At 56.5% G+C, this 13,458-nt stretch carries 11 protein-coding genes; 2 read left to right on the forward strand and 9 right to left on the reverse strand.

The genetic code is table 11. The features are described from left to right. Nucleotides 1–63: 63 nt before the first annotated feature. From M4951_RS16205 to M4951_RS16230, 6 genes are all read right to left on the reverse strand, one after another. Nucleotides 64–1,005, reverse strand: coding sequence for an amidohydrolase family protein (locus M4951_RS16205; protein ID WP_262022692.1), 942 nt, complete (start codon nt 1,003–1,005; stop codon nt 64–66). Beyond that, complete coding sequence (locus M4951_RS16210) at nt 1,005–2,255, reverse strand: MFS transporter (RefSeq protein ID WP_262022693.1); 1,251 nt, start codon at nt 2,253–2,255, stop codon at nt 1,005–1,007. Before M4951_RS16210 ends, M4951_RS16205 begins: the two co-directional genes overlap by 1 nt. Before the next feature lie 31 nt (nt 2,256–2,286). Further along, complete coding sequence (locus M4951_RS16215) at nt 2,287–3,537, reverse strand: M20 family metallopeptidase (RefSeq protein ID WP_262022694.1); 1,251 nt, start codon at nt 3,535–3,537, stop codon at nt 2,287–2,289. Between the two features lie 89 nt (nt 3,538–3,626). Then, entirely contained in the window at nt 3,627–4,790 is a 1,164-nt protein-coding gene (locus M4951_RS16220) for an aminotransferase class V-fold PLP-dependent enzyme (protein ID WP_262022695.1), read from the reverse strand. A gap of 56 nt (nt 4,791–4,846) precedes the next feature. Continuing rightward, on the reverse strand, nt 4,847–6,271 hold the full coding sequence (locus M4951_RS16225) for a DUF1501 domain-containing protein (RefSeq protein WP_262022696.1): 1,425 nt from the start codon (nt 6,269–6,271) through the stop codon (nt 4,847–4,849). Nucleotides 6,272–6,294: 23 nt separating this feature from the next. Further along, a complete protein-coding gene (locus M4951_RS16230) occupies nt 6,295–8,796 on the reverse strand; it encodes a PSD1 and planctomycete cytochrome C domain-containing protein (protein WP_262022697.1) in 2,502 nt (833 codons plus the stop codon). Nucleotides 8,797–9,081: 285 nt separating this feature from the next. Between M4951_RS16230 and M4951_RS16235 the strand changes: the two genes are divergently transcribed. Continuing rightward, entirely contained in the window at nt 9,082–10,014 is a 933-nt protein-coding gene (locus M4951_RS16235) for a LysR family transcriptional regulator (protein ID WP_262022698.1), read from the forward strand. Between the two features lie 171 nt (nt 10,015–10,185). Here M4951_RS16235 and M4951_RS16240 read toward each other — a convergent pair whose 3' ends face one another. Then, on the reverse strand, nt 10,186–10,635 hold the full coding sequence (locus M4951_RS16240) for a hypothetical protein (protein WP_262022699.1): 450 nt from the start codon (nt 10,633–10,635) through the stop codon (nt 10,186–10,188). A gap of 44 nt (nt 10,636–10,679) precedes the next feature. After that, nucleotides 10,680–11,669: a DUF1559 domain-containing protein gene (locus M4951_RS16245; RefSeq protein ID WP_262022700.1), complete on the reverse strand. Its 990-nt coding sequence runs from the start codon at nt 11,667–11,669 to the stop codon at nt 10,680–10,682. Between the two features lie 608 nt (nt 11,670–12,277). On the opposite strand from M4951_RS16245, the gene M4951_RS16250 reads away from it, so the two are divergent. Further along, nucleotides 12,278–12,466, forward strand: a complete 189-nt coding sequence (locus M4951_RS16250) for a hypothetical protein (protein WP_262022701.1) — start codon at nt 12,278–12,280, stop codon at nt 12,464–12,466. Nucleotides 12,467–12,937: 471 nt separating this feature from the next. Here M4951_RS16250 and M4951_RS16255 read toward each other — a convergent pair whose 3' ends face one another. Further along, the gene (locus M4951_RS16255) at nt 12,938–13,285 is read right to left on the reverse strand and encodes a hypothetical protein (protein WP_262022702.1); all 348 of its coding nucleotides are present in this window, start codon (nt 13,283–13,285) and stop codon (nt 12,938–12,940) included. Between the last annotated feature and the right edge of the window lie 173 nt (nt 13,286–13,458).

Consider the following 13,458-nt stretch of genomic DNA (forward strand, 5'->3'; position numbering starts at 1 on the left):
ACTTCTCCTATCAAATTACTTCGCCGCAGGCCCCAGCAATAATTTCTTGCGCCGCTTTTCTTCCTAGCCCCAATAGACCGACTGGGCCGTCTTTCGCAGCATCCATGCTTTGTCTTCCGCGGTCAAAAATTCGAGTTTGTCGCGAATGAGCGAAATCGATGCGGCGTAAGTGTGTTCGTTTTGCACTTGGTAAGGACAATCGCTGGCCCACATCAGTCGCTGGGCGCCAAAGGTGTCGCGGAGGCGCTTGATCATGGGGCCCAGGTCGAGATAGGGCGCCTGCTTCTTTCCGAATGCGTAGAATGCGGAAGTTTTGACGTAGGTCTGCGGGAACGACGCCAGCTTGCAGAGATTGTCTAGGTCGGCTTGCTGAATCGTTCCGCTTCCTCCGATCCGAGAAAAGTGATCGACCACGACGTTGGTCTTTGGGAAGCGGCGGCACAATTTTTCGATCGCCGGCAACGCGTCCGGATTCGACAGCAAGCAGATCGCCTGGCCGGTATCGGCGGCCGACTTCCACATCGTCGCCATCGCTGGCGAATCGAGCCAGGCATTGGCTGACTTGGCGTCAGCGTACAAGCGAAATCCGGTCACTCCCTGATCTTGGAGATTGCGCATCGTGATGCCGACGCCCGGCTTGCTGTGATCGACGATCGCGACGCCGCGGAACGTATCGGGATACTTGGCGATCGAATCGAGCATGTATTGATTATCAAATTGGTAGAAACTCATTTGAATCAAGACAATTTGCTCGACCCCCTCAGGGCGACACTCGGCGAACAATTCGCCCGGGGTAAAGCTCGCCGGCTTCATCGCCGCTTTGTCATAATCTTTTCCCAGCGGATAGGTGGTCGTATCCGGCGTCCAGACATGCACATGCGCGTCGATATAGCCGGGCTTTTCTGGTTCTTTCGCCAGACTGAGCGAAGCGCCAGCGACGGCGACCGCGGCGGTTTGCAAATAGCGGCGACGCGACATCCACGGTTGTTCCGGATAATTGCTCATCACAAAGCCCCTTGTAGTTCTTGCTTTTCATCGCCCCAATCAAGCGGGACGATCTGTCTTACCAGCCCGACGTAAGCGAAGACGCCGACCACCAACATGACGGAAGCGGCGGCGAAAGCGGAGTAGTAGCTGCCGGTCTCTTGCACCAGCCAACCGGTCAGCGCCGGCGAGATTGCGCCGCCGATATTGCCGATCGCGTTTTGCAAGCCGGTCCATTGACCGGCGGCGTTGGGTCCTGCCAAGGTTTGCGTCACCGCCCAGACATTCGAAGTGTAAAAGCCCAGCGACGCACATGCCAGACAGAGGAGCAAAATACAGGCCCGCGGATCCGGCGTCAGCACCGACGCAAACATGAACAGCGAGCAAAGCACCAGGCCGCCGATCAAAAAGACTTTGCGAGCCAGCGTCGCCGAAGCCCCCGCATGGATCCAGCGATCCGCCAACCAACCGCCGCAGAGCGAAGTGACCGCCATCGCGGCGAACGGCATCGAACCAAACAGGGCCATCGATTCTTTGGAGAAATGTCGGGATTCTTCGAGATAGGCCGGCAACCACGACAGCAAAAACGCCCAGGTATATCCCAAGCAGAAAAAACCGAGCGACGTTCCCCACACTTCCTGTCGTTTAAACAACTTTGAAAACGGAACGTTAGTGCGGGTCGCCGGCGCATCGGTGGTTGGCTTCTGCTGCGAAGGAACGAGCCACAACCAAGCCGGCAGCCAAAGCAAGCCGCCGAGTCCGACCACCACAAACAACGATCGCCAACCGTTACTAGCGACGAGCAGCCCTCCGAACAGCAGCGCCAGCATGGGGCCGAGCTTTGTCGCGGCGTCGATTGACGCGTTGGCGATGCCGCGGCGGCGCTCTGGAAAGTTCATCACGATCATTCGTGATGTCGCTGGATAGGCGATGCTTTCACCAGCGCCCAGCACTAGGCGCAGCAGCAAGAAAATTGCGAAACTGCCAGACATCGCCATCGAAACGGTCGCCAACGACCAAATGAGAAAGCCCCCGGCGTACAGCCATTTCACATCAAAGCGATCGACCAGCCAGCCGGTCGCAACTTGCGACAGCGCATAGCTCCAAAAGAACGCCGAAAACAACCATCCCATCTGGACGCTGCTCAACTCAAACTCGGTGGCCACATCGGTCTTCACGATCGAGAGACTCCCTCGATCGATATAATTGACGCCGATCGCAATCACCATCAAGGTGAGCAGCGTAGCGGAACTCGCCGATTTTATGGTCATTCGCAGGTCCTGACGGCGGAGGTGAATCGAATTAGGCAGGCGACTGCATGTCGATCGGGCGGAGACAAAATTGATAGTAAGTTTCGCATGCTTGACGAAGCTGCTCGATTTCGATCCATTCGTCGGCCGTGTGAGCCTGGGCGATCGAACCTGGACCGTAAACCACCGCTTGCGCTCCCGCTGCGGCGAGACTACTCGCGTCGGTGCAGTACCACGCACCCAACTTTTCGCGCGGACCAGAGATCGCTTGAATCTGTTGAAGCAATCGATCGACCCAGCGCGGATCTTGATCATCGGCCAGCGAATCGGCGTCGATCCACGGAGGATGCATCACAAAGTCGACGCTCGTCTGCCCGCGCAGATAGGCCTCCAATTCCGTTAACACTTGATCGGAACGTTCGCCGGGACTAGTGCGACGATCGATTTCAATCTCGCACTCGTGCGGTACGATGTTCACGCTGGTCCCCCCCACGATTCGCCCAATGCTCAACGTCGGCGCTCCGCAAAGGGGATGCTCACCGACACGCTCCGGCAATTCGCCGGCATATTTCTGCAACGCTTGAATCACTTCAGCCATCGCATAGATCGCGCTGACCCCTTCGTGCGGTCGCGAACTGTGACACGCGAGTCCCAGGGTTTGCAGTTTCCAGCGAACGACGCCGCGATGCGCGACGATGATGTTCAAGTCGGTTGGTTCGGCGACGATGCAAAAGTCGGGCGGCGACGTCAGGAACGATTCCGACCGATCGTCATTACGCCAACTTCGCGCCAAGTGACGTGCGCCGGTGGCGCCAAACTCTTCGTCGCAGGTGCAAGCCATGATGACGTTCGCACAGCCATCTGGGCGCTCGGTCGCTAGTCGAGCGAACGCCGCGAGCATCGCCGCCATGCCTCCTTTAACGTCGCAAGCGCCGCGGCCATACAGACGCCCCCCTTTTAACACCGGCTGGAACGGCGCGATCGTCATGCCGTCAACGGGGACAGTGTCTTGATGCGCTTCGAGCATGATGGTCGGCGCAGCGGGGTCAACATCCAAACGGGCGACCACGTTGCAGCGTCCGTCGGCGACTTCCTGCACCTCAAACGGCGTCCCAAGTTGGCTGAAAAAGCGGGTCAACCAGCGCGTCATTCCATGTTCAAAATACGTCGCTCCCGAGAGATCCGCTCCACAGGGGTTCACGCTCGGAATGGCGACCAATTCCTGCAAGATCTCTAACGGATCAGGCCCGGCGAGCGACGCTCCGTCGGTAAGAAAATGGGTCTTCTGGAGTTCCGCTTTCACTTCGGTTGTTCCTCTGTCGGAGATCGTCTTCATTCGTGCTGTGCGCAACCCTGTAGAGTCGCTCTTGATCGTTATGTCTGTCGCCATGTTTACGTCGAACTATTCTCCAGTCGCGTTGTCGGAACTTTTGCGTCGTCAAGCAGATCACCTAATGCTGTCAAATACTGCTCGACGTCTTCTTCGGTGTTGTACCAATGCAGCGCCGCGCGAATTCGCCGGTCGTCTCCCTGCACAAAGATCCCACGCTCAGCCAGTTGTCGCTTCATTTCGGCTGAAGACTCATAGGCGAATGGGACGATGCCGGCCTGTCGCGACGGGGCCTCTGGCACGAGCGGCGTTAGCCCCAGTTCAACCAGGCTTGCTCGCAGCTGACTCACCAGCGGCGCTAATCGATCGGCACGCTCCTTCACCGTTTGCGGCGTATGAAAATCGAGTGCGGCCGCCAGCGAGTAGACCGAGTCAAAGTTGGGCATTCCGGCTTGAAAACGTTGACCGTCCGCGCGGGGATGAAACGTTTCGAGTCGATCGTCGGCAAAGCAGCTTTCGGCCGAGAGCCATCCGGCCGGGCCCAGCAAATTTTCTCTCAGTGCGCGGCGACTGACCGACATGATCGCGGCGCCGTGGATCGAGTTCATCCATTTGAACGCGCTGGCGACCGTAAAATCGGCCATGCGGCCATCAACGGGAACTCGACCGGCCGCCTGGGTTGCATCGACGCACAAGAGCGTCGGCGTCCCTTGTACGCGTCGCCACAAAGGTTCTGGATTCAAATGTTCGCCGGTTGCGTAGCTGACCTGGCTGACGGTGACCAGTCGCGTTCGGTCGTTGATCTGGGCGAGCAAATCGTCGACCGAAATCCCGTCGGCGCCGGGATGCACGATTCGCAGCTTCACTCCCCGACTCTGCAGCGCCACCCACGGAAAGATGTTGGAGGGAAATTCGCTCGAGGTGAAAACAACTTCATCGCCGGGCCGCCAATCGATCGAATGGGCGATCGTATTTAACGCTTCGGTCGTACTGCTAATCAGCGCGATCTGATCCGCGTCGACCGAGAAGAGTCGCGCGGCGCCCTGCTTCGCGCGCTCATACTCTTTCCAGAACTCGACTCGTCCTGGTTCGCCATGCGATTTCGCCGTCAGATATTGCTGAACGGCGTCGACGCACGACTGCAGCGGCAAACCTTCGGCTGCGGTGTTCAGGTAAGCTTTGCCGTTCCAGTAGGAGCTATTGGAGAGTCGTTGCTTCGACGGCATGTTGTCGTTTCGTGGGGGGGAGAGGATTAAAAATGGGGCACAGGACGCCAGCAAGGTCAGGCCAGGATCTGGTGATGGACAACGCCATGCACGTCGGTCAGGCGGAAATCGCGACCCGCGTGCTTGTAAGTAAGTTGCTCGTGATTCATTCCCAGCAAATGCAGCAGCGTCGCATGCAGATCATGGACATGCATCTTGTTCTCAACCGCATAATAGCCATAGTCATCGGTCGCGCCATATCGCAGTCCTCCTTGGACGCCGGCGCCGGCCATCCACATGGTGAAGCCCTCTGGGTTGTGGTCACGTCCGTCCGCTCCTTTTCCTTGGCAAGTTGGCGTACGTCCGAATTCGCCCCCCCACAGGACAAGCGTGTCTTCTAACAGCCCGCGTTGTTTCAGATCGGTCAGCAGCGCGGCGATCGGCTTGTCGACCTCAGCCGCGTTTTTGGTGTGGCCTGCTTTCAAGTCGCCATGCTGATCCCATTGCACCTTCGAGTCGCTATGCGTCACCTGGATGAAGCGAACTCCCCGTTCGGCGAAGCGGCGAGCCAACAAACATTGCCGACCGAAGTCTTCGGTCATCGAATCGTTGAGCCCATACATCTCTAAAGTGGCCGGCGTTTCCTCGGCCAGATTTTGGGCGAGCGGCATTTCGGTCTGCATTTGATAGGCGAGTTCAAACGCTTGAATCCGCGCTTCCAGCGACGATTCTGGTCCCGACGTCGCCAGATGTTCTTGATTCATCGCCTGCATCAGATCGAGCTGCATCCGCTGCACCTGCGAGTTCCACTGCGGATTGGCGATGTACTTTACTTCGGCTTTGGTCGATGGTTGCGATGCGACGCCGAGCGGAACTCCCTGAAATCGCGCCGGCAAAAACGCCGAGGCCCAGTTCTTGGCGCCTCCATGTGCGAAAGTAGGGCAAATGGTGACAAAGCCCGGCAGATTTTCGTTCTCGGTCCCCAGACCATAGGTAACCCACGAGCCCATGCTCGGGCGAATAAAGTTGTCGCTGCCGGTATGCAGTTTGAGCGCTGCGCCGCCGTGCGAAGGATTCGTTCCATGCACCGAGTTCAAAAAGCAGATATCGTCGACATGCTGGGCGACATGCGGAAAGAGTTCGCTGACATGGACGCCGCTTTCGCCATACTGCTGAAACTTCCAGGGAGAGCCGAGCAGGTCGCCGGTCGGAGCAAACTGCACGCGCGGCTTTTCAAACGGGAACGGCTTGCCGTCGTCTTGCTGCAACTTCGGCTTGTAATCGAAAGAATCGACATGCGACGGACCTCCCTTCATAAACAGGAAAATCACCCGCTTCGCTCGCGCCGGAAAATGCGACAGCGTCGCGGAAGCGGCGTTCGCGGTCGAGAGACTTTGCGGCCCCGAGAGCATCGCCTGCAGTGCGAGATATCCAAAACCAACAGCCGAGTTCCTCAGCATACAGCGGCGACTGAGCAAGGTGGGGGAATTTTCGTTGTTCATTTTTATTCACCGTCCGAAACGCGTTATTCCACGTACGTAAACTCGTTCGACGCCAACACGCTTTGACAAACCGCTGACCATGCGGCGCGGTGCGGATCTTCGATCTTGGCGTCGGTTTGCAGCAGCGGCTCCAGCTGCGCCGCGTACTTCAACAACCGCTCCACTTCATGCGGTTGCGGCAGTCGTCCCAAGGTGATTTCGTAAAGCCGCGGCACGCGAGCTTCTACGTCGCTCGGAAACTCTTCGATCAATCGTTTCGCGAGCCCTTCCGAGGCCGACAAAAACAGCTTGCTGTTCATCGCATACAACGCTTGCGGCGCCACCGTCGATGTCCCCCGGCTTCCGGTTGTGACATCCGCCGTGGCGAAATCAAACAGCGAGAAGCCGTCGTACATGTTGTTGCGAATCACCGGCAGATAGATCGAGCGGCGGTAAGTATCGTACGTGGTCGCATCTTTCGAGGTGTGATCAAACACCAACTTCCACTTCGGCAGATCCAAGACCGACTCGCCGCGACTCGTGTCCAAGAGCCCGCTCACCGCCAACAGCGAATCGCGCAACGACTCGGCGTCCATGCGCTGTACGTTGGCTCGCCAATGCTCTTTGTTCTCGGGATCCAACTGCTCATTCTTGGCAATCGCCTGGCTACTGAACTGATAAGTCTCGCTCAACATGATCTGCTTCTGCAGTTTCTTGATCGACCAACCGTTCTCTCGCAGTTCGACGGCCAACCAGTCGAGCAGTTCCGGCTGGGTCGGAGCTTCTCCGAGCCGCCCAAAGTTGTCGGTGGTCGGCGCGAGAGCTTCCCCAAAATGCCAGCCCCAAATTCGGTTCACGGCCACTCGGGCAGTCAACGGATTTTGCTCACTCGTCAGCCAACGCGCTAGTTGCAAACGACCACTTTCCGACTCGCCGATCTCCAGGGCGCCCGAGCGATTCATCACCGCAGGCACGCCCCGCTCGACTGATCGCCCCAGCATCAAATGACTGCCGCGAACATGAATCTGCGTATCGGCGGCCGTTCCTTCTTCCACCGCCATCGCGGTCGGCAACTCGGGCGCTGCGGCGGTCAACTGGGCGATTTCTTCGCGCAGTTTGTCTAATTGCGTCTTGGTTTCCGCCGGGTACTTTTGTTCAACGTCGGCCGGAACCGCGCTGCCGGCCTCGGCGCCTGATTCTTTCAGCAGCGCCGCATTGGCCGCTTTGACGAGCGCGTTGAGTTCGGTCTGCTTCGTTTTTCGCTGCGCGTCGAGTTCCGCTTTCCGCTTGATTTCTTCTTCGGTCGCCAACGTTCGTTCGTTGTACTTGGCGATCACCGTGAAGTTCTGCATCGACTTCGTGCTCTTAAAGATCCCCGCCAACGCGTAGTAGTCGGCCGTATAGATCGGATCAAACTTGTGATCGTGACACCGAGCACAGGCGATCGTCATCCCCAGAAAAGCCTGGCTAAACGTATCGATCTGCTCGTCAATGATGTCCATTTCCATTTTGACCGGGTCTTTCTCGGCCAAAACCTTCGGCCCTAGCGTCAGAAAGCCGGTCGCGATCACCGCTGAATAGTCGCCAGACGTTTCGCTCCGCTGCTCTGCTTTCTCCAGCAGATCGCCGGCGACCTGCTCTTGCAGAAAACGGTCATACGGTTTGTCCGCATTGAACGCGTCGATCACATAGTTGCGATATCGCCAGGCGTCGACAAAGCCTTGATTCTCGTCCAGGCCGTTGCTGTCGGCGTAGCGAACTACGTCCAACCAATGCCGCCCCCAACGTTCACCATAGCGGGGCGAACTCAACAAACGATCAATCACATGCTCAAACGCCGAAGGGGTCTCATCCGCCAAAAACGCGGCGATCTCTTCCGGCGTCGGCGGCAAGCCGATCAGATCCAACGTCGCTCGGCGCAGGAGCGTTCGTTTATCCGCCGCGGAACTAGGGGTCAGACCCTGTTTTTGCAAATGAGAAAAGGTGAACGCGTCGATGGGATTCGGCTTGGCCGTTTGCCCGGCGACTTCGGGAACCTTCGGGCGGACGATCGGCTGAAAAGCCCAATACTTCCGCGCCTCTTCCAAGTCGATCGCGCCGCGCCGCGGCGTGATCGAACCGGCGGCGCCGCTCTCCGGATGCGGCGCCCCTTTTTCCACCCATTGTTGCAGCAATTGGATTTCGTCAGCGGCCAATTTGCCGTCCGGAGGCATCTGCAGCAACTCATGCTTAAAGCTGACCGCGGTCAACAGCAGACTTTCCTCCAGACTGCCCGGCACGATCGCTGGTCCCGACGTCCCTCCGCTGATCATGCCAGCGTAGGTATCCAATCGCAGCTCCGATTCTTGGGTATCCTCGCCGTGGCAATCGATACATTTGCTGACCAGCAGCGGACGAACTTTCGATTCAAAAAACTTCAGATCATCGCTGCTCGGCGCCGGCGGTTCGGCGGCGTGCGATTCGAACGTCGAGCACCACAGAATCGGCAGGATCAACAGCAAAGCGATCCAGCGAAATGATCGGCGATAGCAGCGGGGAGTCGACATGGAGTTCTCTTTAGGCAGGAGTTTTCATGCAGCTCAAAAGCCAGCGCGCTCGTTGGTCAACATCGAACGAAATCTTCCCAGGAAGGAGAGGAAGCGTTGCGTTGTCAGGCGTGTCGCATCGGCTTTCGCCTGTGGACCAAATTCGCCGTTAAAAACGACAATTCACCCAGGCGAAACCCATGCAATGAGTATATCTTGGAAGTGATTTAAATCGAGACTTCATTTGGTACAATAATTTGAAACGACAGATTGCACCCAGTGCAATGCCAAACAGGAATCGTTCGGATGCCCCCAAAAACGCCGCTCACGCTGCTCTACAAAGACATCTCCTACCCGCAGCTGCGCAGCTATTGCGAAACGGTCCGACACGGCAGCATGTCGGCCGCCGCAGATTCGCTGCAAGTCTCGCATCCGACAGTCTGGAAACAGATCCGGGCGCTCGAACAGTTGCTGGGACAGACCTTGATCGAGTCGGACGGTCGCCGCAGCGAGATCACGCCGGCCGGCCGCTTGTTGGCCGAACTGGCGACGCCGATCATCGCCGAATTCGAAACCTTGCGACATCGTTTTCATGATGCGTGTGAGACCGCGCCGCGCACGCTATCGGTCGCGGCGCCACCGCGCAGCTATACCGACGATCTGCTGGGAGTAATCGCCGAGTTCCGCGCCAACTTTCCCGACGTTCGTCTAGTGATGCGGGAAGTCTTTGAGTCGCTCGGCAACGAAATGCTCGAAGCGGGAGAAGTTGATCTGGTGATCGGCGACAACAAATGCTGTCGCAATCCCGCTGAGCTGTTGGTGGAACCGATGTACGAGATCGAACCGATGGTCATCATGCCGGTCGGTCATCCGTTGGCCGAACGCCGCCGGATCTTACCGAAAGACCTCGCCAAGTACTCGGTGCTCAACCATCGCGATTCGTACGCCGACGACGAAGGACGTGCGATCCTCACCAAAGCCGGCGTCTTCGATTTTCCGGAACGAGGATTCGATTTGATCCTCGCCTCGTCGATTCGCAGCTGCGTCAAACAAGGGCACGGCATCGGCCTGGTCGGTCGCGTGATTCCTGACGCGGTCGGCGACCCCGAGCTAGTCGAACGGTCCCTGAAACATTGCCTACCGCCAACCGAAATCAACGGCTACCGCAGTCGCCGCATCACCGAAGACCCAGTCCTGCGCTCGTTTATCGACTTGGTGAAAGCCAAACTAGGCAAGTAACTTGAGCGCGTTAGGTGATAGAAGAGAAGAATAGAACGCAGCAAAGCCGCAACTGGAGCGATGTGCGTGCGTAAATGGCAGTTTCCTAACGCAGCCTACCCAGCGTAATAGCTTGCGGCTTCCAGAAGCGAGAGGTGAAATTTCAGCGCCAGCCGCTCGTTATTTGACGTTTTACTTTTTGACCTTCTTTTGGGACGCTGGCACCTCAAACGATTGTGTTGATCGTTCCGCAGCAAGATCGGTGAACGTCTGAAATTCAGCGAATAGGGGATCGCCTATCATCGGATCCTCTTCGGAAGACATTCCTGTAGGAGCAGCAAATCCAGTGATCGACACGACATAGGCGCCACCGACGACGCCACGTTGAGCTGGAATACGAAATTCGCCATTGCGAATGATTCCCGTGGAGCCTGGCCCGGTGTTCCCTTTCTGAGGATCCGGCATCAGAAAAATCGTCCCCTGAGGAACTGGCTGGCCGGCGAACGTGACGTTCCCGCTGATTTCATATCGCGGCTTCACGTTTCCTGGCTGCGACGTGCAACCAAGGCTGTATGCCAAGCAGGTGAATACGGTCCAGCCAAGAAGTATGCGCCGCGAAAATAACATGTAATCCATATCCATCACTTACCTTGGGGACATCCACAATAGAACGACACGATCATTCGCTACGGTAGTCCTCCAATCGGCAGGCCATCGTCGCGTATCCCCAAAGTGCGGAATATTGTCAGATCGATGTTCTCACTCAGAAAATGGACCGAGCCGTCCGCCAGCAGAAAGTTACAGCCGCTGGCATGGAAACTGCCAAAGTGATGCGATTGATAATCGCGAGGATCTTCACTGTTAGGATCGATCGGCGCCGAGTTGATCCCTCCATCGGCTGCGGCAAGATTGCCTGTCAATGGACCAGTAGAGCTGGGCTTGGCGGAAGACGCCCAGCCGAGCAAGGCGCTTGAAGTTGAATTCGCGGACGTCGTATTGTAGTGCGATTCGCCGACCATGAGCACATTCGAGGAACCGTCTACCGTGCTTTTGAAGCCTGTCCGCGAATTTACATAGAGAAGTCCATTGTTGTAAAAACGTCTAATCGGGCCGCAATGGTTTGTTGGAGAGGTCTGTCCACCTTGAACGCCGCGATAATTTGCGGAAATCGCCTCTGCGGCGGAGACAGGATCGGAGGGACATTTAAAAGTTGTGGGTGCTGGCAGCAAAAAAGCGGCGTGATTGGCCGTGCTTCCAGCATAGGAAGACCAACTCGTAAACTTCTCCTCAAAAATGAATGCCTGCTGCAGACTGCTCTGCTCTAGTCCAGACAAAATCAGAACCGTCCAGGGAGCTCTTTGCGTAGCGTTGCTCGTACTAGAGGTGCACCAGTCGGAAACCGTATTGGACGGGATCAACGCAATGCTTCCCGGCGGAAATGTGAGGTGAGCGTCATGATAAGTGTGCAGCGCCAAACCGATTTGCTTCATATTGTTTTGACATTGCATCCGCCGGGCCGCTTCACGCGCTTGTTGCACCGCCGGTAATAGCATCGCGATCAACACGCCGATAATGGCAATCACCACCAACAGTTCGACCAAGGTAAAACCAGCCCAAGAACGATGCGAAGGCAACTTTAGGAAAGGCTTCGGTTCGTACGTTTGCAGTCGGATCATAGCGAGTCTCTGGGGATGCGAGGAAATTAGCAGAATCAACCCTCGGGTCGCAACACTGCATGGGGCGCAACAGGCCGCACGCGAGAATGAGCAACCGGCCTCACGAATAACAAATTACCCGATAAATATAGTACTTCAGTGAAAGGCCAGCTTAACGAATGTCAAACTATCCGACATCCTGAAACAGGTCAAGAAATATCTTAAATCCGCATCACAAATGACGGTCTTTCAAAGTCATACTATATAAAATTCAGCATGCGCACTGCGTGGCCTAGTACGCGCGCAATACGCGGCGCTGGCGAACCTGCGAACAGCGCGAGAAAAAGGGATGCACGGCCAGCGCAAACTCCAGAGGACTCGCCAAAGGCACAAGAGGAATAAATGCACATCCAGCGCAAATCAACTACCACATCTGGCGCTGATGGTCACTGATAACTAGCCAATTTCGCCAGCCTGCCTTGTCGTGCAATCCGTCTTTGTTGGTGTTCGATCGTGTGCGAATTGCCAAATAGTGCAACTTCAAGGTTTGCGATTCGTACGCTGACGACGAAGGACGTGCGATCCTCACCAAAGCTGGCGTCTTCGATTTTCCGGAACGAGGATTCGATTTGATCCTCGCCTCGTCGATTCGCAGCTGCGTCAAACAAGGGCACGGCATCGGCCTGGTCGGTCGCGTGATTCCTGACGCGGTCGGCGACCCCGAGCTAGTCGAACGGTCCCTGAAACATTGCCTACCGCCAAACCAAGAGTCCCCTTTCGCTCCGGCTTCTCCCACAAAATCAGCCGCACGGCATTAGCCGCGGTTTCTGAAGGGAACTCTCTGTCGACGGAAAATGGGAGACAAAAACCGCGGCTAGCGCAGCGACTTTACCCAGACCGCCAAAATTTGTCTCTAGACAAAGCGCACGGCTTTTAGGTCGACTGTGGGATGAGGATCCGGCAGTTGTCTGCGTTGGCTGGGGAAACCAGATGACAGACGGAGCGGGGACTGCTGCGCGATTGGCTTTTCGTGGGTCGGTCGGTGAAAGCCCCAGCAACTCTTGGCGACCCGGTGTCCAATCCTGTCCAATGTTCCAATCCGAAAAAAACGGAGTCCAGTCCGGTCCAATGGTCCTGCCCAAAAAAACGTGATCCAGTCCTGGGCTGGGGCAGTGAGCAAGATTCGACTCCACGTCCCTTGAGGCGTAGCAGTCTCAAGGGCGGAATAGACAGAGTTTCCGTCCAGATTGACGCAATCAGAACGACGGGGATCAAAATATTAATGGCGATTACAACGTCGCTGACCAAATTACGAGTATCGTTTGCACGATTACGAATGCTGTCAAAGTAGAGAATCGCCAATCTTTACTTCCGTTCCCTAGCCAACCGTCGTACATGGAAGTCAAGATGAATAAAATGGTTCCCCAGGTGGCGATCGAATACTCCAATAGATTGCCAACGCCGATTAGCGAAGTAAGCAGTCCTCCAACGACGTAATTGATCGGATTCGATTTGACGCCGGACACACTTGCCGAAACGGCGGTAGCCGCCTTTCTGCCGCCGGCTATCGCGCTGAAAATTCCGGTCAAAATATTAATGGTTCCCATCCAGAAGAATGGACTCTGAATCCAAGTCATGCCTTTCAATCTCCAAGAAACGTTTTGCGCAAGTTCAGCCAAGGGGCTTATTTTTTCCGGCAATCACGTTGCTGACAGCAAGAGCCTTCCCTCGAAGGATTCAATCGAACTGCGGAGGGAAGCGACCTGGCGACGAATTGGCCGATCGTGAGATCGCTCCGCTGTCAACTTGC

It is taken from the genome of Blastopirellula sp. J2-11, from assembly GCF_024584705.1.
Classification (GTDB): Bacteria; Planctomycetota; Planctomycetia; order Pirellulales; family Pirellulaceae; genus Blastopirellula.

Excerpts from the sequence above, each read along its gene's own strand:
- M4951_RS16205 (WP_262022692.1), bottom strand. The coding sequence starts at position 1,005 with ATGAGCAATTATCCGGAACAACCGTGGATGTCGCGTCGCCGCTATTTG.
- M4951_RS16210 (WP_262022693.1), bottom strand. The coding sequence starts at position 2,255 with ATGACCATAAAATCGGCGAGTTCCGCTACGCTGCTCACCTTGATGGTG.
- M4951_RS16220 (WP_262022695.1), bottom strand. The coding sequence starts at position 4,790 with ATGCCGTCGAAGCAACGACTCTCCAATAGCTCCTACTGGAACGGCAAA.
- M4951_RS16225 (WP_262022696.1), bottom strand. The coding sequence starts at position 6,271 with ATGAACAACGAAAATTCCCCCACCTTGCTCAGTCGCCGCTGTATGCTG.
- M4951_RS16230 (WP_262022697.1), bottom strand. The coding sequence starts at position 8,796 with ATGTCGACTCCCCGCTGCTATCGCCGATCATTTCGCTGGATCGCTTTG.
- M4951_RS16235 (WP_262022698.1), top strand. The coding sequence starts at position 9,082 with ATGCCCCCAAAAACGCCGCTCACGCTGCTCTACAAAGACATCTCCTAC.
- M4951_RS16240 (WP_262022699.1), bottom strand. The coding sequence starts at position 10,635 with ATGGATATGGATTACATGTTATTTTCGCGGCGCATACTTCTTGGCTGG.
- M4951_RS16245 (WP_262022700.1), bottom strand. The coding sequence starts at position 11,669 with ATGATCCGACTGCAAACGTACGAACCGAAGCCTTTCCTAAAGTTGCCT.
- M4951_RS16255 (WP_262022702.1), bottom strand. The coding sequence starts at position 13,285 with ATGACTTGGATTCAGAGTCCATTCTTCTGGATGGGAACCATTAATATT.